Consider the following 19,243-nt stretch of genomic DNA (forward strand, 5'->3'; position numbering starts at 1 on the left):
ACTTTCCTTCAGCAATACCACTCATGGAAGCAATTGTTCTTCGAGCTTCCGACCAACATCGTCAGTTGCCATGCTATCTGCACTCGGTGACGATTTCCCTCGGAATTGCCTACTCCCTCGAATGAGACAGAACTGGAGTTTCGGTTCGCGCGCGCATATCGCGTTGTAAAATAAAGGAAAGATGGCGCACCCGACACGATTCGAACGTGTGACCTTTGCCTTCGGAGGGCAACGCTCTATCCAGCTGAGCTACGGGTGCAACAGGGCTTCATTTAGCCGATTGGCCGGGCAGGGGCAACGGCCCTGCGGGATTCGTTTTTGGAGTGTGTCAGGCACCTGCGCCGTCCCCGAAACGTTGCCGGTAGGCGCGGACATAGGCCTGCTCCGCCGGCTTGAGGTGACGCCTTGTCAGCATGATCAACTCGTCGCGGCGGGAATGCCGAAGGGCCTCGATCATGGCAATGTGATCCTGGCGGGCCTCATTCAGCGCGCCCGGGTTGGCGTAGGCATAGGAGCGGATGCCCGAAACCTTTTGCGCCAGATTTTCGATAGTCTCGATCAAGCAGTTGTTGCCGCATAGCCCGAACAGGGCGCGGTGGAATTGCACATTGCTGTGGAACACCGCCAGGAGGTCGCCGGCATCCACGGCCTTGCCGTGCTCGCGCTGCACGGCTTCCAGCCGGACGATATCGGCGGGCGCGACGGGAAACGGTAGAATCCGCACCGCCATCACCTCGAGTTCCTCGCGAACATTGTAGATGTCGCTCACCTCACGCGGCTTCAGATCGCGCACGATCGCGCCGCGGTTCGGAATGCGCTCGACGATGCCCCGCTTTTCCAGCTCGAACAGTGCCAGGCGGATGTCGCCGCGATGGGTGTCGAAGGCCGCGCACAGATCCTGCTCAACCAGACGCTCGCGCGGATGCCGCCTGCCAAGCACGACATCTTCCTCGAGCTTTCTGGCGATCAGATGCGCGATCGGCTCGCGCTCATGCGTCGCCGCCGGCGGCAAGACAGCCCCGGAAGTTTTCGCAATGTCGCCGCGAGGGGGCGGCCTTTTGAAGGTTTTGGCAGTGGCCATGGCGCCAATGTGCCATCGGCCGAAACAGTATACAATCTAAAATACTATCTTGTTAACAGAGTGGCTTCGGTCATAATGACCTGCCGCGGCCTGTCAGGGCGAGCGGCGGCAATCAGCCCGCAAAAGCGGCGAAGCAGGGGAGGAATTCAATGTCCGTTTCACGGTATCTGCCGTTCGTTCGCGGCATTCTGCTGGGCGTTGCCATTGCGATGGTGTCGTCGCCAGCGTCGGCGCAAAAGCGCGAATTCTCGTTCGCCTACGACCAGCCGAAGAACAGCGGCTACGGCATCGGCGCCGAAATGTTCAACAGGAAGCTGATGGAGCTCAGCAAGGGCACGCTCTCGATCAATCAATATCCCGGCGCCCAGCTCGGTACCGAGGCGCAGACCCTGCAAAAAGTCCAAACCGGCGACATCGATTTCGTGATGCTGTCGACCGCCAATGCCTCGACCGCGCAGCCGGAGTCGGGCGTGTTCTCGCTTCACTATATCTTCCGCGATGAAGCGCACGCCATCAAGGTGCTCGGCGATCCCGCCGTCATCGCGGCGATGAAGGAATTATACGCGGCCAAGATGAAGGGTGCCCACATGCTGGGGCTCGGCTCGCAGGGCCTGCGGCACATGTACGGCAAGAAGCCGGTGCAGGCGGTCGCCGACCTCAAGGGCGTCAAGGTTCGGGTGCAGGCGACCGTGACCGAAGATACGCTTTTCCCGGCCTATGGCGCCCAGGTCGTGCACATGCCGTTCGGCGAAGTCTACACCTCGCTGCAGACCGGCGTCGTCGACATGGCCGAAAACGGCATCAACAACTATCTCGTCAACAAGCACTACGAACCCGCCCCTGTGCTCTCGCTCACCGAGCACGAAGCGAACAATGCCGCTCTGTTCGTCAGCGACAAGGTATGGAGCAGTCTCACCGACGAGCAGAAGAAATGGGTGCAGGCGGCCGCCGACGAGGTCAGCAAGAACGAGCCGGCCCAGGCCTTCAAGCTCGAACACGAGGCGCAGGCGAAGCTCGAAAAAATCGGCGTCAAGGTCGTCAAGAGCGTCGACAAGAGCGGCTTCATGGCGATCAGCAAGCCGATCCAGGACAAGCTGGCGGCCGATCTCGGACCGAACGCCGTCAAGGTCCTCGGCATGGTGCGCAACGTCCAATAGCTGGCGGTTGATGGGCGGGCAGCCCGGCGGTTGCCCGCAGTGCCAGTGTCTTGCGGATCAGAGACTCGACATGCCCGGATTCAATAGCCTCGTCCTGGAGGAGCAGCGTCACCTGAAGTGGCGCGCGCTGGACTGGCTCGAGCAGGTTCTGATGATTCTCTGCGGCGTCGCCATCACCGGGTTCTCCGTCCTCGTGATGTGCGACATCGTTACCCGCACCATCGGTCATCCCTGGCTCTGGCTCCAGGAAGCGACGATGACGTTTTTCATCTATGGCATCTTCATCGGCGTGGGCGCGGCGACGCGGCGCAATGATCATCTCTATCTTGCCGTGCTGGCGGAATCGCTCACCGGCAACACGCGGCTGTTCTTCGAGACGTTCAACCGGCTGGTGGTGCTCGGCGTCGCGCTCTGCATGGTCTATTTCGGCTATTTGAATTTTCTGGACGGCTTCAAAAGCTTGCGCATGCCGTCAATGACGCCATTGGCCAGCCTGTACGCAGCCATTCCGCTCTGCGGTGTGCTGATCGCCCTTTTCACCATCGAGCAGATCGCCAACGGCTGGAAGAACGGCTTCGGCGGCTCATCGGATGCCGACGAGAAGAGGAAAGCGCTGTGACGACCAGTGGCGGGCTCATCTTCCTGATGGGATTTCTCTTTCTGTTTCTCGGCTACATGGGCGTGCCGGTGGCCTTTGCCTTGATTGCGTCTGTGCTGGTGGTGACGGCGTTCACGCCGGTCAGCCTCGCCTCGATGATGGCGCAGCTCTTCAACGGAATGGACACCGAGGCCCTGCTCGCGGTGCCTTTCTTCCTGCTCGTCGGCGACCTCATGACCTCGGCAAACGTCACCGCCCGCATGATTGCGCTGTCGCAAACACTGGTCGGACATTTGCGCGGCGGTCTGGCGCAGGTGGTGACGATCTTCAGCATGTTCTTCGCGGGCATCTCCGGCTCGTCCGCCGCCGACGTCGCCATCCTGTCGCGAACGCTGGCGCCCGAAATGAAGCGGGAAGGCTATGATCTCGCCTTCACGGCGGCGCTGATCGCCTCCGCCTCGACGATGGCCAATCTCATCCCGCCCAGCATCATGGCCGTGGTGTATGGCGCGACCGGCAATGTCTCGATCGGCGGCTTGTTCCTCGCTGGCGTGGCGCCTGGCGTATTCGTCGGCATCGGACTGATGATCTACAGTCACTTCTTCGGGCCCGTCGGCATCAAGCGCGAGCGCGCGACATTTGGCATGGTCGCGACTGCCACGAAGGAGGCGGCCGTGCCGCTGATGATCCCGTTCATCATCATGGGCGGCATCCTCACCGGCCAATTCACGCCGACCGAGGCGGGCATCATTGCCGTGGCCTATATCGTATTCGTGGCGATCCCGTTGCTCAATCGCCGGCATTACCGGCACTTGCCGCGCGACATGGCGCTGACCGGACTGCTTTATTCGATCCCACTCATCACCATCGGCGCCGCATCGGTATTCGGCTGGATGCTGGCCTATCTACGGGGGCCTGCCGTGGTGTCAGGCTGGATATCGTCGGCGGCTGGCGGCGATCCCTTCCTGATCATGCTGTTGCTGGTCCTCTTGTTCGTCGTGGTCGGGGACTTCATCGACGCGATCCCTGCGATCATCATTTTCATGCCCATCATCGACGATCTGACCAAGAACGCCGATATCAATCCGGTGCACATGGGCGTCGTCATCATCGTTACGCTGGCGTTCGGGTTGATCACGCCGCCTTACGGGCTTGCGCTGCTGATGGCATCGAAATTCGTCGGGGTGCGCTTCGGCCGGGCGATGCTGGCGTCGCTCCCCATCTACATCGTGTTCCTCGCCGCGATCGCGTTCTGCATCTTCTTTCCCGAAGTCGTGCTGTGGCTGCCCAAGCACCTGCTTCCGGAATCGGTCGGCTGCTTCAAGAATCCGAGCGGTGCGGGCTATATCTGTCCCTGAGACGACCGATGTGCCCGCAACAATGGTCATTCAGCCGGCAGGCCGGCCGGAGCGCCCCCCAATGGGCAGGGACACGGTTCGCGCCTTCCGCCAAAATTCTGATCCGTTCCGGCGAATTGGTGCTAGTCTTGACGCGTTGATCTTCTACCATGGATGGGGACGTCCGATGTATAAGAAGGTTCTTCTCGCCTATGACGGTTCGGTCGAGGGGCGGCGCGCGTTGCGGGAGGGCGCAAAGCTCGCACAACTCTGCCGTTCCGAGGTCTTTTTGCTCGCCGTCGTCGAGGTCTCCTCGATCATGACGCCCGAGGCCGGGCTTACGATCCCGATCGAGCTGCAGACCGAGGATTACAAGGCCATCCTGAACGAAGGCGCCGAGCGGCTGAAGGCGCTGGGATTTTCGCCGACCGTGCGGCTCGAGGTCGGCGATGCCGGGCAGAAAATTGCCGAGGTCGCCGAAGAAATCGGCGCGCATCTCGTCGTGGTCGGGCATCGCCCGCAGGGGACGCTGGCACGCTGGTTCGGCTCGATCGGCAGCTATCTGGTCAAGCGCCTGCGCTGCAGTGTGCTGGTGGGCCAGACCGAGATCAGCGACGCCGAATTCGAGCGGTTGAAACCGGCGGAAACGGTGGCCTCGGGATAGCCGTAAGGCTGCGCCGAACTTAGTTCGCGGGAACGATGATCTTGCCGATCGGCCACAGCGCGATCCCGGCAAGTTTTAAGTGTGCCCAGGCAAAGGGAACGCCGATGATGGTTACGGCCAGCAGCACGGCCGTGACGACATGGCCGAGCGCCAGCCACCATCCCGCCAGCACCAGCCAGATGATGTTGCCGATCACCCCGAGCGGGCCGGTGCCGATATCTTCCTGGCCCGTATAGGCGTCGCGCGAGACCGCCGTGAAGCCGAACGGGAACAAGGTGTAGGCCGCGATATTGAACGCGGCCCGCGCCCAGGGAATGCCAATGAGCGTGATCGCCATGACGACGGACGCGACCAGCCAGCCGAACGCCATCCACGCGCCGCCGAGCACGACCCAGATCACATTGAGGAGCAGTGAGACCGGTGACATGGCTGCTATCCCTGTGTTGACGCAATGCTGACGAAACCGCGCTGCGGGCGAACCCGATTGCCCCAGGCCCGGCAGACGCTAGACTGATTCCCACGACGATCAAGCAACAAGCGCGCCAAAGAGCACGTCAAGGGAGAAGCGTTCATGCGTCCGCTCGAATTCGGCTGGTATCTGCCCACGCATGGCGACACCACGGCCTATGGCCTGATGGAAGCGCAGATTCCGGGGTCTCCTGAACTGTGCGACCGCGTGGTGCAGGCGGCAGAGACGGCTGGCTTCGAATATCTCCTGATCCCGGTCGGTTCCGTGTGCTGGGAAGCCTGGATCACAGGTGCGTTCATGGCGGCGCGTTCGTCGTCGATCAAGCCGCTGATCGCGGCGCGGCCTGGGTACATCAATCCGGTGCTGCTGGCGAAGATGATCTCGACCTTCGACCAAATGTCGGGCGGGCGGATCTGCATCAATCTGATCGCCGGTCAGAACGAAAGCGAGGTCGAGGGCGAGGGCGTCCGTTATCCGAAGGAAGCGCGCTACGAATTGATGGAAGAGGAAGTCTCGATCCTGAAGGCGCTTTGGACGACGCGCGGGCCGGTGAATTTCGAAGGCAAGTTTCACAAACTGTCTGGCGCGCACATCCGCCCGCGCCCGCACCAGCAGCCGTTTCCAAAGTTTTATCTCGGCGGCGGCTCGCGCCAGGCCTGGGAATTGTCGGCCAAACATTCCGACGTGCATTTGTTCTGGGGCGATCTGCCGGAACAGATCGCCTCGAATATCGCCGAGATCAGGGAGATGGCGCGCGCGCATGGCCGCGGGAACGACATCGGCTTCGGCATGCGCCTTCAAGTGATCTGCCGCGAGAACGAGGCGGACGCCTGGGGGGCCGCCGATCATCTGGTACGGCATGCGACCGAGCGGCAGAAGCAGGAAATGAAAACGCTTTACAACAAATCGGAAGCGAACCAGCGCGTACAGCAGCTCGCCCGTGAGCATGGCGATCTCCTGCTGCCGCATCTGTGGACCGGCATCACAAAAGTCCGCCCCGGCGCCGGCATTGCCGTAGTCGGCAATCCCGTCCAGTGCGCCGACACGCTGCAGCAATTCATCGACGCCGGCTGCCACTCGTTCTGCCTGTCCGGCTATCTGCATGACGAGGAAGCCGAGCGTTTTGGCCGGCTGATCCGGCCCATTCTCGCCGAGAACAATCGCGGCCGGTGGGTGGCGTAGCGCGGACGGCGGATGCCGGCCGTCATGCTGCAGTGCAGCCGAATGCCCGATGACGCCGGGCGCATTGCTGCGCTGCGCCGAGGCAAACTCTTTATATCGCTATATCGCTCGCGGTGGTGTGTGGGCGGCGCTAAAGTCGGGCCGCGAATTCAACTGGGTACCGCCAAATGAGTGGATCGAGCTCGGTACTTGCGTGGAACTCCGCGTTGGAGGAATTCGCGCTGTTTCGAACGCTCAGTTCCGAACAGCGGCTAAAAGCCCTCAACGCCATGGTCCGCCAGGATCTGGTGCGCGGGCAAATGCTGGTCGCGCAAGGCGGGCCGTCGGACTCGCTCTTCCTGGTGCTGCACGGCGCGCTGGCGGTGCGCAAGACCGGCTATCTCGAACCGATTGCCGAGCTGCGCGCTGGCGAACTGGTCGGCGAAATCGGCTTCTTCGCCGATGTCCCGCGCACCGCTGATGTGATCGCCATCCGCGACACCAGCGTGCTGGCGTTGACGCGTCCGGCCTATCAGAAGCTCGTCGAAGAAGCCCCCGCCATCGTGGAGGCGCTGCTCGCGGCGCTGGCGCGGCGGTTCGCCAAGGAGACCGCGCGCATCACGCCGTTCCCCACTTCGCCGAAAGCGCGAACGGTGGCGCTGATCGACGGCGGATTGGAGCCTCTGCCGGAAACCTTCGATCGCCGGATGCGCGAGGGGCTGGCTGCGACCCATGCCGAGATCGTCGATGCTGCGCGTTTGCATGCGATGTTTCCCGGGCGCGCGCTCGATGCGCATGAAGTCACCGAATGGCTCAACAGGCTCGAACACGCCGCGCCGCTGGTGGTCTATCTCGGCGGCCGCGAGGCTCAGCCCTGGGCGCGCAAGGCGATCCGTCAGGCCGACATGGTCGTGTTCGCCTGTCGCGGCGATGCGCCCGCGGCCCCATTGACGGAAATCGAGGCTTTCGCCTGCGAGGTTCATTCGATTTCGGCCCGCCGTCTCGTCCGCATCCATGACCGGCGAAGCGGCGAGGTCTCCGGCACCGCGGCATGGCTCGCCCGGCTGCCGGCCTTCATGCACCATCATGTCGCGCTCGAAGACCAAATCGATATCGACAGCCTGATTCGTTTTCTATGCGGCCGCGCCGTCGGCTTCGTCGCCGCCGGCGGCGGCAGTTTTGGAACCGCGCATGTCGGAATCTACAAGGCCTTTCGCGAGCGCGGCGCGATGTTCGACATCTTCGTCGGCACCAGCGTCGGCTCGGCCATGGTCGCCGGTTTTGCCAAAAATCTCGAAGCCGAGCATCTCGAACGCGGCACGCATGAAATCTTCGTCAGGAGCCGAAGCTTTCGGCGGCCGACCTGGCCGCGCTACGCGCTGTTGGATCACAAGGCGTTCGATCGGGCGCTCGCCAATCAATACGGCGCTGACTGCCGGATCGAGGATTGCTGGCGGCCGTTCGCGGCCATCGCTACCAATCTTTCGACGCACAATCTCGAACTGATCCGCACCGGGCCGCTTTGGCAGGCGGTCCGCGCATCGAGCGCGATACCCGGGCTGTTGCCGCCGTTCTACACGGCTGAGGGCGCGATGCTGGTCGATGGATGTCTGATCGACAATGTGCCGGTGGCATCGATGCACCAGCTCAAGAGCGGCCCCAACCTGGTCGTGCATTTCGGCGAACCGGCGGCGGAGATGTTCGATGTCGATTATGCCTCGCTACCGGGACGGCTGGAATTGATCGCCGCGATGCTGACGCCGTTCCGTAAAAAACTGCTTCCGGCGGCGCCGAGCGCGGTGAACGTTTTGTGGCGAAGCCTGGTGGCGCACCAGCGCTACGATACGTTGCCGGTCGGGCCGTTCGATACGGTGATGCGGCCGCCGCTTCCGCTCGATATCGATGTGACGGATTTCGATCGCCACACGGAAATCTTCGAAGCTTCCTACCTCTGGGCCAAGGGGGCCATCGCGGCGCTGGAAGCGGGAGGCAGTTCGGCCATCTCAGCCATCCTCGACGCCGGCGCGCTGGAGCGGCGTCAGGCGACGGCTGTCGCGGCCTCCAATCGCCCACCCAGCAATCGTCTCGCCTCGGCCGCCGGCTTCGGCGCGCTGAACAGATAGCCCTGCATCTGGGTGCAGCCGAGCTGGCGCAGCAGCTCGCGCTGCTGCTCGGTCTCGACACCTTCCGCCGTCGTGCTCATGTTGCGGGCGGCTGCAATGTTCACCACTGCCTGCACGATCGCCGCCGAGCCGTCGACCTCGATGTCGCTGACGAAGCAGCGGTCGATCTTGATCTTGTCGAACGGGAATCGTTTCAGATAGCTCAGCGAGGAGAAGCCGGTGCCGAAATCGTCGAGCGCGATGCGCACGCCGATGGCGCGAAGCTGATGCAGGATGGCGAGAGCCGTTTCGTCGTCATGGATCAGCACCGCCTCGGTGATTTCGATCTCGAGCCGGTCGGGCGGCAGGCCGGAGGCGGCCAGCGCGCCGGTGATCCGCAGCGCCAGCGTCGGCGACTTCAACTGGATCGGAGAAACGTTGACGGCGAGCCGAACCCGAGACGGCCAGCTAGCCGCCTCGGTGCAGGCGGTCTGCATGACCCAATCGCCGAGTTCGTTAATCAGGCCGGTGTCTTCGGCAATCGGAATGAATTCGGCCGGAGAGACCATCCCGCGTTCGGGATGCCGCCAACGCAACAGCGCCTCGCAGCCCGTCACCTCACCGCTCGCGAGATCCAGCAGCGGCTGGTAGTGAATTTCGAAGCCGCCGTCGGCCAATGCCTGTCGCAGATCCTGCTCCATGGTGAGCCGTGCCTGGGCGCGCGCATCCATCGCTGGCTCGAAGAAGCGATGGGTGCGGCGTCCCTCGGCCTTGGCGGCGTACATGGCAAGGTCGGCGTGCTTGATCAACTGGTCGAGTTCGATGCCGTCCTCCGGCGCGAGCGCGATGCCGATGCTCGCATCAGTCGAGAGATGATGGCCGAGGCACCGATAGGGCTGCCGTATTGCCTCGTAAATGCGGGCCACGAATTCCTCAACCTCCGTGCGGCCGGCGATCGCGGTCTGGATCACTGCGAATTCGTCGCCGCCGAGACGGGCAATCAGATCGCCGGGCTTGATGCAATCCTTGAGGCAGGCTGCGACCGCCTTCAGGAGTTCGTCGCCGACATGGTGTCCGAGCGAGTCGTTGATGCCCTTGAACTCGTCGATGTCGATATAGAGCAGTGCGAATCGGTCTCCGCCTGCGGCCTTGCGGAGCTCGCGCTCGATCTGCTCGCGGAACAGCACCCGGTTCGGAAGGTCGGTCAGCGCGTCGTAATGCGCCAGATGCGCGATCTTCTCGTTGGCAAGCCGGCGCTCGGTAACATCGTCGACGACGTTGATGATGTAATGCGCCTGGCCCGCCGAGTTGCGGATTCCGAGCCGTTTGGAGGTGACGTAGCGCGGGCCCATCCCCTGGGTTTCCCAGACATGCTCGTCCTTGAACAGGCCGTCGGGGGATTGCAGCGTTTTCTCTTCGTCGGCCGCGATGATCTCGGCGGCGGCCTGCGGAAAGATGTCGGAGGCCGTCCTGCCGATGATCAGGTCGCGCGAGATGCCGAACTGGGCTTCCGCCACGCGGTTGACCAGCAGATAGCGCCGGTCGTGCACGTCCTTCACGGTGATCTGGGAGGGGATGTGATCGATGATCTGGCTCAGGAAGGCGTAGTTGCGGTCGCGCTCCTGCTCGAGGTTGCGCCGCTCGGTGATGTCTTCCATGGTGGCGATCCACCCGCCATCCGCCAGCGGCTTTCTCACCGTCAAGAATGTGCGCCCGTCGGCGCACTGGATGACGCTGTGACCCGCCTGGCCGCGCGCGATGTTCTGCACGACCGAATCGCAGAATTCATCGACGTCGCCATCGAACGAGCCGCGATCCTTGCGATGCTGCATCAGGTCGCGAAGATGACAGCCGGGCTTGACCACGTCTGCCGACAGATTGTGCATGTCGATGTAGCGCTGGTTGAAGGTGACGAGGCGAGCCGAGGCGTCGAACGTCGCCAGACCCTGAATCATGTTGTTCAGGGCGATATCGAGCCGGCCCCGCTCCGTTTCCAGCCGCTGCTGCGCTTCGCGGCTCTGCCGGGTGATCTGGCGGACGATCAGGAACAGGATCAGGGCGATCACCACCGCGGACAGCGTTGCCGCGATGAGCAGGAATCTGGTTTGCTCCTGCCAGTCGGCGAGTGCGGCGGCAACCGTGTTGGTCGCGACCACCACGCCCGAGTGGTGCGCGAGTGGAGCCGCAGATCCCAGCCTGGCAGTCTGGTCGATCGGACTTTGCACGCGCAGCGTCTGCGCGCTGCCGCTTTCCCGCACGCGCTGCAGCAGCGGCGCGTTCGAAAAATTCTGACCGATCAGTGCGTCAACACGCGGATAGCGGGCCAGCAAGGTGCCGTCGGCATGAAACATCGAAATAGCGGCGCCGGTTCCGAGCGCGACGGAAGCGAAGAATTTTTCGTAGTTGGCAGGGTTGATGCGCCGCGTCATCACGCCGAGGAAGATGCCGTCTTCGCCCTTCAATCGATGAGCAATGACGGAATTCAGGTTGCCCGTCAGATAGCCGCGAACCGACTCGGCTAGAATGGAAGGTGATCGCGAATCGAACTTGAAGCTCTTGAAGTAGGCCCGCTCGGAAATGTTGAGCTTGGGCGCCGGCAGCGGCCGCGACCAGTTGATCATGTCTCCATTGGAATCGAAGATCGAGATGTCGCCGAGATAGGACAAGACGCCCGCCTTCGATCTCAGGACTTCGTGCGCTTCTGCGCTCGCGACGCGTTGCCGGAATTCCTTCTCCGAGCCGATGCCGGAAATCTGCAGCCGGGAGATCACGTCGTCGGCGAGCGTGTCGGAGTCCTCGAACTGCTGGTCGAAATGGCGGGTGAGCAGAAGAACGGTGTTCTCCAGCTCGCGCTCGCTGTTGACGAGCGCGCGCTCACGGAAATCGCCGGCCATCATGATGGTACCGACGAAAATCGCTGCGACCAGCAAGCCGCCGCAAAGGGTCAGCCACAACACCGGGCCCCGGATCGTTGCGGCAAGGTGCCGTCCGGCGGCCGCGGTTCGGGCCCTCATGCCTCGCAGGTGGTGAAACAGGTCGCGCATTCTCCCTTCTCCCCGGGAACATGCATACGATGCGCGCATGTCATAAGCCGTTAGGAAATCCGGTTACCTAAGTCTTAATCGAGGGTCCTTCGGGGCAATCGCCGGGTCTAACGGCGATAGCCACCGGCTCGCGAATAGGTGGGGCGGTTTTCCTGTGCCGGCCGGCTAGTCTGGCTGGCGCGCGCCTCGCTGGCGCGCGGGGTCGTCAGTTTGAGGTCTTCCAGGAAGATCGGCTTTGAAAAATAGTAACCTTGGGCGTAGCGGATCTTGGTCGCTGCTTGCAGGTAGGCCAGTTCCTCGAAAGTTTCGATGCCTTCGGCGATCACGGTCATCCCGAGCGCTTCGCTCAGGGATTCGATTGCCCGCAAGATGCCCTGGCTGCGCGGACGCTTATGGATATCGGTGATGAAGGAGCGGTCGATCTTGATCTCGTCGGCGGTAATGTCGGCCAACGCCGACAGCGACGAATAGCCGATGCCGAAATCGTCGATCGAGATCTTGACGCCGAGCTTGCGGAAGATCGGCAGGATCTCGTCCTGGAAATGCGTCTTGGTCACGAAGGCGTCTTCCGTCACCTCGATCATGAAGCGCTTTGGAAATCCGGTGGCTTCGATCGCCTGGGCGAACGGGCGCATGAATTCGAGATTGCCGGCCTGTTTGGCCGCGACGTTCATGCTGATCGTGGTGTCCGGGCCGAAGTTTTCGTTGATCAGGTCGATCGATTTGACGATCTCGGCAAGCACCAGGTGGGTCAATTCGTCGATCAGGCCGAGTTCGGTGGCAAGATTGATGAAGGTGCTGGGGGCTTGAATCACCCCTTCGTCGTCGCGCAGTCGCACCAGCGCCTCGACGCCCATGAGCTCCTGGGTCCGGATATCGACCTTGGGCTGGAACGCGCAGCAGAAGCGCTTTTCCAGGATCGCCACCCGCAGCGCCTGCTCGACCTTCATCCGCGCCAGCGCTTCGCGTTCCATGCTGGCGTCGAAGAACGCGGCGGCGCCCTTGCTGCCGTTCTTGACGCGGTACATCGCGATATCGGCGTTTTGACGCAACTCTTCATAGCTGCGTCCGTGCTCGGGGTAGAGGCTGACGCCGATCGAGGTGGAGGCGAAGATTTCAGACTGGTCGATGAAGAACGGCGCCTTCAGTCGCTGCAGAATGAAGCGGATGAATTCGGCGACCTCGCTCTCGCTCTGGACCGGGTTGAGCAGCAGCACGAACTCGTCGCCGCTGATCCGCGACAGAATGTCGGTGTCGCGCAAATCAAGTCCCACCCGCTTGGCGATCTCCGCCAGCAGCCCGTCGCCGACCGAATGTCCGTAGTAGTCGTTGATGTGCTTGAAATTATCGACGTCGAGGAAGGCCAACGCGAAAAGGCCCTGTCCGTTGTCGTACTTCAAGAGACTGTTGACGCGATGTTCGATCACGCGCCGCGTCGGCAGCCCGGTCAACTCGTCGTAGTAGGCGGAGCGGAACAGATGCTCCTCGAACGCCTTCTGTTCGGAAATGTCGGTCGAGCTCGAGATCAGTAGATTGCGCTCGGCGATCCGAACCGGCCGGTGGGATGTCAGGAATACCTGCTTGGCTTTGCCACCGGCAATGGATTCTTCCAGCACCGCCGGGCGGCCGGAACGCAGCAATTCGAGGCAGGTTTCGCGGCGATCGTTCAGGTGCGAGGCCTCCGGCGCGGCGGTGGCCATCTGCAGCGCGGCTGCCGCGGCGTCGTTCACCAGCACGAACTCGCCGTTCTCGTCCTGAACCGACACGCCGGTCGGAAGCAGCCTGAAGATATCCTTTAGGATATTCAGTTCGGATTCGAATGCGCTTTCGTTGCCGGCCTGCGTAGCCGCCGCCTGAAAGTCGTTCTTGTAGGGACTTTGCATGCCGCGGAGCTTGGCAAAGCCGGTTGTAGTATTGGTTAAGCGCACTTCCGAAAAGCCGCAACAACCGTAGGAGTCGGCGATTTCGAACCGCACCGGGCTCGATCGTCATTAACAGAGTGTCAACGCAATGCGAGAGAGTTCGCGCGTGCCGGCGGCAATCGCCTAGCTCGCCGGGATCTTGCATTGCATCGTGCAATGCACGCCGGTCTTCAGGAAGCTGATCTCGGTCTTGCCGTCGAACGAGCGCAGTGCCGATTGCAACAGCTTGGTGCCGAAGCCCGGCGGGCCGACGCCTTCGATCACGGGGCCTTCGGTTTCATCCCAGGTGAGATTGAGGCGATCGTCCGACACCGACCACGACACCTGCAGCAGCCCGCGGGCCGAAGAAAACGCGCCGTACTTGCCTGCATTGGTGGCCAGCTCGTGGAAGATCAGCGCCAGGCTGACCGCGAGTTTGGCCGGCAGAAACAGCGCATCGCCGTTCAAATTGAACCGGACATGGCCGTAGGGTCCGAGCTCGGAACGCAGCATATCCTTGATGTCACAGCCGCTGCCGTCCAGCCGCGCGATCAAATCGTCGGTCGCCGACAATGCGCGGAGGCGGCGATCGATACTGCCCCAGATCTGCGGCTGGTCCTGCAGGACCTGGTGCAGCACGGCGTGGATCGTCGATGTCTTGTTCTTGAGCCGGTGCTGCAACTCCTCGACCAGGAGCTTGCGATATTCCTCTTCCTGGACCAGGCGTTTGGCGTCTTCCCGTTGTTGCGCGACGATCCTCCGGTAATGGTCGACGCCCCAAATGGCAAAGCCGCAAACTGCCCAGAACATCACGAGCAGCGCAAACCGTGCGGAATCGGCCGTGGCACTGCTGAAATTGACGAAGACGCCGAGCGCGCCTCCCGCGATTGCCGTCGCGATCCCGACCCGGGCGCCGCCGACGGCGGCGGCCAGGAACACGGCTGGAAAATAAGGCGTGAAGAATACGTCCGGACGAATCTGGGCAATGCCCCACCGGGCGATCGTCGACAAGGCAAGACAGCCGGCCGCGAACACGGTGCTGGAAAGCAGGGAGGGCTGGGAGATCCCCTGCCAGCCGTGCCTGAGCTCGTCGATCAATTTCTTCATCGGGGTTGTCACTTCACGTGATCAGCGCATCCAAAATATGGCCGATCATACCGAAAATCGGGGATTTCGTGGCGCGGAAGGCAGCAAGGCCAGCCGAGCGCCGGGCGATTGCGATGGAACAAGCTCGCTTGCCTTGTCCTTGAGAGGCGGGAATATTGGCATCAACGAATTTCGACGGGGGTAACAACATGGGACGGCTGGACGGCAAGGTCGCAGTGATCACCGGCGCGACCAGCGGCATCGGATTGCACACCGCGGAGCTATTCCTCGCCGAGGGCGCAAAAATCGTCATCGCCGGGCGCCGCGCGCCGGAGGGCGAGGCGCTGGCCACGAAGCTCGGCGCCAACTGCATCTTCCGCCAGACCGACGTCACGGTGGAAGAACAGATGAGCGCGCTGATCGGGCTTGCGGTGGAAAAGTTCGGCCGCATCGATTGCCTGTTCAACAATGCCGGCGGCCCGGCGCAGACCGGCGGCATCGAAGGCCTCGAGGTCGAGCGGTTTGACGCCGCGATGGCGACGCTGGTGCGCAGCGTGATGCTCGGCATGAAACATGCGGCGCCGCATATGCGCAAGCAGGGTTCCGGCAGCATCATCAACAACGGCAGCATTGCCGGCCGCCTCGCCGGCTTTTCGTCGTCGATGGTCTATAGCGCGGCAAAGGCCGCCGTCATTCATCTCACCAAATGCGTGGCGATGGAGCTCGGCGAAGCCAACATCCGCGTCAATTCGATTTCGCCCGGCGCGATCGCGACCGGCATTTTCGGTAAAGCGCTCGGCCTGTCGGTGGAAGCCGCCGAAAAGACCTCGGCCGTGATGCGCGAGGTCTACAAGGCCGCGCAGCCGATTCCGCGCGCCGGTCTGCCAGAGGATATCGCGCACGCCGCGGTGTTTCTGGCCAGCGACGAATCCTCCTTCATCAACGGCCACGATCTGGTGGTCGACGGCGCCATGACCGGCGGCCGCAATTGGAGCCAGCAGCAGCAGGGCTATGTCACGCTGAGGAAGGCGTTCGATCAGGGGTAGGGTCACGGCTACAAATTGCAAGCGGAGACGCAAATGTCTGCAACATTCCGGCTGTCACAACCAGCCAACTCTCGCCCGTTCTATCTCGCCATCATCGCCGGGGTCGCCTGTGCCTTCGTCATCAGCAAGACGCTGCCGTCGACTATGGACGCGGTGTCAGCGATCATCGAGCCGCTCTGCGCCAACAGCGTGACCGGTTCGACGCAGGATGTCGTCGAGCCGATCAGCTCGCATGCACTGCCGAACGTGCCGGGCAAGCGCGTTACGATCGTGCGCGTATTCTACGGCCCGGGCGGCTTTACGCCTGCGCATCAGCATGCCGGCTCCGTTACCGCCTACGTCACCAAGGGCGAGATCCGCTCGCAGCTTGCCGGCGGCCCGATCGAGACGTTTGGGGTAGGTCAGTCGTTCTTCGAGCCGCCTGGCTCGACCCACCTGGTCTCGGCCAATGCCAGCACTACGGAGCCGGCGGAATTGATCGCGGTGTTCGTGGCCGATGAAGGCGCGCAGCTCACGACGCTGGTGAAGTAAGAGCGCACCCCGATCCCAACTCGTCATGCGCAGGCATAGCCGTTCGAAGAACGGCGTCGCTTCCGCTCGCCTATGCCCCGCGCATCCATCGAAAAGAATCAAGCGAAGCGCGATGGATTGCCGGGTCAAGCCCGGCAATGACGGCTAGATCGCCTTCACCACCACCCGCAGCCCGTCCCGCGGCTTCGGGATCGGCCACATCTGCCAGTCCGCCTTGTAACCGGGCTCCAGCGACACTTCGAGATTCTGCAGGAAATGCCGTGCAAAGGTCTTCGCCTGCATGTAGGCGAAGTGCAGGCCGAGGCACATATGCGCGCCGCCGCCGAACGGCACCCAGGCGAAGCGGTGGCGGGTGCGCTGCGCCTCGTCGGAGAAACGCATCGGATCGAACTTGTCCGGCTCGGGCCAGATCTCCGGCATATGGTGCGTGAACAGCGGATTGACGCCGACCAGCGTGCCGGCGGGAATGTCGTACCCCTTAAACGAAAAGCCGCGCACCGCGCGGCGCGGCATCGACGGCACCGGCGGCTTCAGCCGCAGCGCCTCCTTGAACGCCATTTCCGACAGCGGCATCTTTTCGAGATTGTCGATGCTGGAGGGATCGTTGGCCTCGATACCGAGGCCTTTGACTTCCTCGCGCAACTGCTGCTGCCATTCGGCGTGGGCGGCAAGCTCGCCGACAAAGGATGTCAGCGACGATGTCAGCGTGTCATGCGCCGCCATCATCAGAAAACTCATGTGGTCGATGATGTCCTGGGTCGACAGCAGCGCACCGTCCTCGTGCGTCGCCTGGCATAGCTGCGAGAACAGGTCATCGCCGCCGCCACGCGCGCGGCGGATCGGAATCTGCTCGGAGAAGTAGGCAACGATCCGCTTGCGGCCCGCAACGCCGCGACCCATCTGCGTGAACGGCAGCGGCCGCCGGATCGGCGCCACGGCGGCGGCCACCATGTCGATGAAGGCGCGGGTGATCTCGTCGACCTCAGGCCCGATATCGGCGCCGAGGAACGACGTCGCCGCCAGATCGAGCGTGAGCTGCTTCATCGCCGGATACACCAGCATCTCGCCTGGCTGCGCCTTCCACTGCTTGACCCGCGCGGCAATGCCGCGGTCGAGATCGACGAGGTAGGACTTCATCGGTCCCGACTTGAACGCGACCGACAGCGCGCGGCGGTGCAGGCGGTGCTCTTCAAAATCCAGCAGCATCAGCCCGCGCGGAAACAACAGGCCGAGGATCGGCCCCCAGCCATGGGTGGAGGAGAACAGGCGCGCCTGGTCGAATAGCACGAGCTCGTTGGCCTCGGGCCCGAGCATCGTCACGCTGGTCTCGCCGAACAGATGGGTGCGGTAGATCAGACCGTATTTGGCGGCCGACTTCTCAATCTGTCCCTTGGGGTCGGCCAGCACCGCCAGCGTGTTGCCGATGAACGGCCACCCCTCGTTACCGGGAATGTGCCGTAACGCCTTGGGGTTCGGCGGCACCGGGATATTGACGGGGGAAGCCACACTCTGCATCGACATGGCAATTGCTCCGGTTGAGCTTCGGATTGCGAGTATTATCGCCCGTGTCAGCGGCTTTGTCGCGGCCTTAAATTGTCTCCCGGTATGGCAATAGGGCAAAGCTGCCAACCCCGTCATTGCGAGCGTAGCGAAGCAATCCATGTCCCCCGCTTGTGGCGCTATGGATTGCTTCGCTTCGCTCGCAATGACGGGGACAGATCTCGTTGCCCCTCACAAAGCCCACTACGCCTTGCGCTTCGCCGCTTCCTTCTGCAGGTCGGGCGCATTCACGGCGGGAATCGCGACGCGGCCGGGGCCGGTGTGCTGCAAGGCGGCGGCGGCCTTTTCGTTTTCCATGATCTTGGCCATCACGGCCTGGCCCGCGCGCTCGAACACCGCGCGGTTCTCGACCAGGAATTTTTGCGATTCGCGCAGTTTCGCGACATAGCCGTTGATTTCGGGGATCACGTAGCGCGCGACCATGTCCCAGCTACGCCTTGTGTTTTCCGGATTGGCCCAGTCGTGCACGAAGCCGATGATGGCACCGACGCCGCCCGAGACCTGCATCAGGTTCTTGATGGTTTTGACCAGATCATCCGGCGTGCCGATGGTGGAGGCGGCATTTTCGCCGCCGGCGGTTTTCTCGATCGCGTCCTCGGGTGAGGTGAACGGCTCCAGCCCCGGCCGCTGCAGCGTGCGCACATTATATTCGTTGTGCCAGCGCATCAGGCCGGCACCGGCCTCGCGCTGCGCCTGTTCGCGCGTCTCGGCAATGTGCCAGCTTAGCAGCACGCGCCAGTCCGAACGGCTCACGGTGGTGCCGGCCTTTCTGGCGGCATCCTCGGCAAAGCCCCATTGCGTCGGCAGCGCCATCAGGCCCTGCGTCGACATCGAGCCGAGCGAGATGATGCCGATGCCGTATTTGCCGGCAAGCGTCATGCCTGACGGTGAAATCTGCGACGCCACCACGAACGGCATGTCTTCCTGCAGCGGCAGCAATTGCAGCGCCGCGTCCTGCATGGTGAACCAGTCGCTCTTGGCGGTGACGCGCTCGCCCCTGAACAGGCGGCGGATGATCGCGATCGCCTCGTCCTGGCGGTCGCGCTGCGTCATCGGATCGATGCCGAGCGTGTGCGCGTCGGAGGCGAGCGCGCCCGGACCTGAGCCGAAAATGGCGCGGCCGCCAGTCATCCAGTCGAGCTGCACCATGCGCTGCGCGACATTGTAAGGGTGGTGATAGGGCAGCGAGACCACGCCGGTGCCGAGCTTGATGCGCTTGGTGCGCTCGCCGGCAGCGGCCAGAAACATTTCCGGCGAAGCGATCATTTCCCAGCCCGAGGAATGGTGCTCGCCGCACCAGAATTCGTCGAAGCCAAGCGTGTCGATCTGTTCGACAAAGTCGAGGTCGCGACGAAATTGCAGCAACGGATGCTCGCCAATCGGATGATGCGGGGCGAGAAAGGCTCCGAATTTCAGGCGTGCCATGGGTGGTTCTCTCCGGATCTATTGTTCTTTGGAATTGCTTGGCAGGAAACCTACGGGGTGGGCCGTAGCAAGGCAACCTCG

The 19,243-nt window shown here is 62.7% G+C and carries 16 protein-coding genes and 1 tRNA gene; 8 read left to right on the forward strand and 9 right to left on the reverse strand.

The annotated features are described in order from the left end of the window. Positions 1-182 precede the first annotated feature (182 nt). Both V1290_RS20015 and V1290_RS20020 read right to left on the reverse strand, forming a co-directional pair. Positions 183-259: transfer RNA gene (locus V1290_RS20015), tRNA-Arg, on the reverse strand. A gap of 69 nt (positions 260-328) precedes the next feature. Beyond that, the gene (locus tag V1290_RS20020) at positions 329-1,081 is read right to left on the reverse strand and encodes a GntR family transcriptional regulator (RefSeq protein WP_334365998.1); all 753 of its coding nucleotides are present in this window, start codon (positions 1,079-1,081) and stop codon (positions 329-331) included. Positions 1,082-1,230: 149 nt separating this feature from the next. Between V1290_RS20020 and V1290_RS20025 the strand changes: the two genes are divergently transcribed. From V1290_RS20025 to V1290_RS20040, 4 genes are all read left to right on the forward strand, one after another. Beyond that, complete coding sequence (locus tag V1290_RS20025; protein ID WP_334365999.1) at positions 1,231-2,238, forward strand: TRAP transporter substrate-binding protein; 1,008 nt, start codon at positions 1,231-1,233, stop codon at positions 2,236-2,238. A gap of 70 nt (positions 2,239-2,308) precedes the next feature. Continuing rightward, complete coding sequence (locus tag V1290_RS20030) at positions 2,309-2,857, forward strand: TRAP transporter small permease (protein ID WP_334366000.1); 549 nt, start codon at positions 2,309-2,311, stop codon at positions 2,855-2,857. A 26-nt stretch (positions 2,858-2,883) separates the two neighbouring features. Beyond that, positions 2,884-4,194 carry a TRAP transporter large permease gene (locus tag V1290_RS20035; protein ID WP_334369109.1) on the forward strand — a complete coding sequence of 437 codons (1,311 nt, stop codon included), beginning with the start codon at positions 2,884-2,886 and terminating at the stop codon, positions 4,192-4,194. A 166-nt stretch (positions 4,195-4,360) separates the two neighbouring features. Beyond that, positions 4,361-4,837 carry a universal stress protein gene (locus V1290_RS20040; protein WP_334366001.1) on the forward strand — a complete coding sequence of 159 codons (477 nt, stop codon included), beginning with the start codon at positions 4,361-4,363 and terminating at the stop codon, positions 4,835-4,837. Positions 4,838-4,856: 19 nt separating this feature from the next. On the opposite strand, the gene V1290_RS20045 is transcribed toward V1290_RS20040, so the two are convergent. After that, complete coding sequence (locus tag V1290_RS20045; protein ID WP_334366002.1) at positions 4,857-5,264, reverse strand: YccF domain-containing protein; 408 nt, start codon at positions 5,262-5,264, stop codon at positions 4,857-4,859. A gap of 144 nt (positions 5,265-5,408) precedes the next feature. Between V1290_RS20045 and V1290_RS20050 the strand changes: the two genes are divergently transcribed. After that, the gene (locus V1290_RS20050; protein ID WP_334366003.1) at positions 5,409-6,488 is read left to right on the forward strand and encodes an LLM class flavin-dependent oxidoreductase; all 1,080 of its coding nucleotides are present in this window, start codon (positions 5,409-5,411) and stop codon (positions 6,486-6,488) included. Between the two features lie 167 nt (positions 6,489-6,655). After that, positions 6,656-8,590 carry a patatin-like phospholipase family protein gene (locus tag V1290_RS20055; RefSeq protein ID WP_334366004.1) on the forward strand — a complete coding sequence of 645 codons (1,935 nt, stop codon included), beginning with the start codon at positions 6,656-6,658 and terminating at the stop codon, positions 8,588-8,590. On the opposite strand, the gene V1290_RS20060 is transcribed toward V1290_RS20055, so the two are convergent. The 4 genes from V1290_RS20060 to V1290_RS20075 form a co-directional block, all read right to left on the reverse strand. Continuing rightward, entirely contained in the window at positions 8,506-11,613 is a 3,108-nt protein-coding gene (locus V1290_RS20060) for a bifunctional diguanylate cyclase/phosphodiesterase (RefSeq protein WP_442895000.1), read from the reverse strand. The genes V1290_RS20055 and V1290_RS20060 overlap by 85 nt on opposite strands. A gap of 107 nt (positions 11,614-11,720) precedes the next feature. Next, positions 11,721-13,496, reverse strand: coding sequence for a putative bifunctional diguanylate cyclase/phosphodiesterase (locus V1290_RS20065; protein ID WP_334366005.1), 1,776 nt, complete (start codon positions 13,494-13,496; stop codon positions 11,721-11,723). Positions 13,497-13,658: 162 nt separating this feature from the next. Continuing rightward, positions 13,659-14,621, reverse strand: coding sequence for a sensor histidine kinase (locus tag V1290_RS20070; protein WP_334366006.1), 963 nt, complete (start codon positions 14,619-14,621; stop codon positions 13,659-13,661). 13 nt (positions 14,622-14,634) lie between these two features. Next, positions 14,635-14,811, reverse strand: coding sequence for a hypothetical protein (locus V1290_RS20075; RefSeq protein ID WP_334366007.1), 177 nt, complete (start codon positions 14,809-14,811; stop codon positions 14,635-14,637). Here V1290_RS20075 and V1290_RS20080 point away from each other — a divergent pair. Both V1290_RS20080 and V1290_RS20085 read left to right on the forward strand, forming a co-directional pair. Further along, positions 14,810-15,646: an SDR family NAD(P)-dependent oxidoreductase gene (locus tag V1290_RS20080; RefSeq protein ID WP_334366008.1), complete on the forward strand. Its 837-nt coding sequence runs from the start codon at positions 14,810-14,812 to the stop codon at positions 15,644-15,646. The genes V1290_RS20075 and V1290_RS20080 overlap by 2 nt on opposite strands. Positions 15,647-15,679: 33 nt before the next feature. Beyond that, positions 15,680-16,177, forward strand: a complete 498-nt coding sequence (locus tag V1290_RS20085) for a cupin domain-containing protein (RefSeq protein WP_334366009.1) — start codon at positions 15,680-15,682, stop codon at positions 16,175-16,177. A gap of 144 nt (positions 16,178-16,321) precedes the next feature. Here V1290_RS20085 and V1290_RS20090 read toward each other — a convergent pair whose 3' ends face one another. Together V1290_RS20090 and V1290_RS20095 are read right to left on the reverse strand one after the other, a co-directional pair. Next, positions 16,322-17,698, reverse strand: coding sequence for a cytochrome P450 (locus V1290_RS20090; protein ID WP_334366010.1), 1,377 nt, complete (start codon positions 17,696-17,698; stop codon positions 16,322-16,324). Between the two features lie 222 nt (positions 17,699-17,920). Next, positions 17,921-19,162, reverse strand: coding sequence for an LLM class flavin-dependent oxidoreductase (locus V1290_RS20095; protein WP_334366011.1), 1,242 nt, complete (start codon positions 19,160-19,162; stop codon positions 17,921-17,923). Positions 19,163-19,243: the final 81 nt, after the last annotated feature.

It is taken from the genome of Bradyrhizobium sp. AZCC 1578 (genome assembly GCF_036924675.1).
Classification (GTDB): domain Bacteria; phylum Pseudomonadota; class Alphaproteobacteria; order Rhizobiales; family Xanthobacteraceae; genus Bradyrhizobium.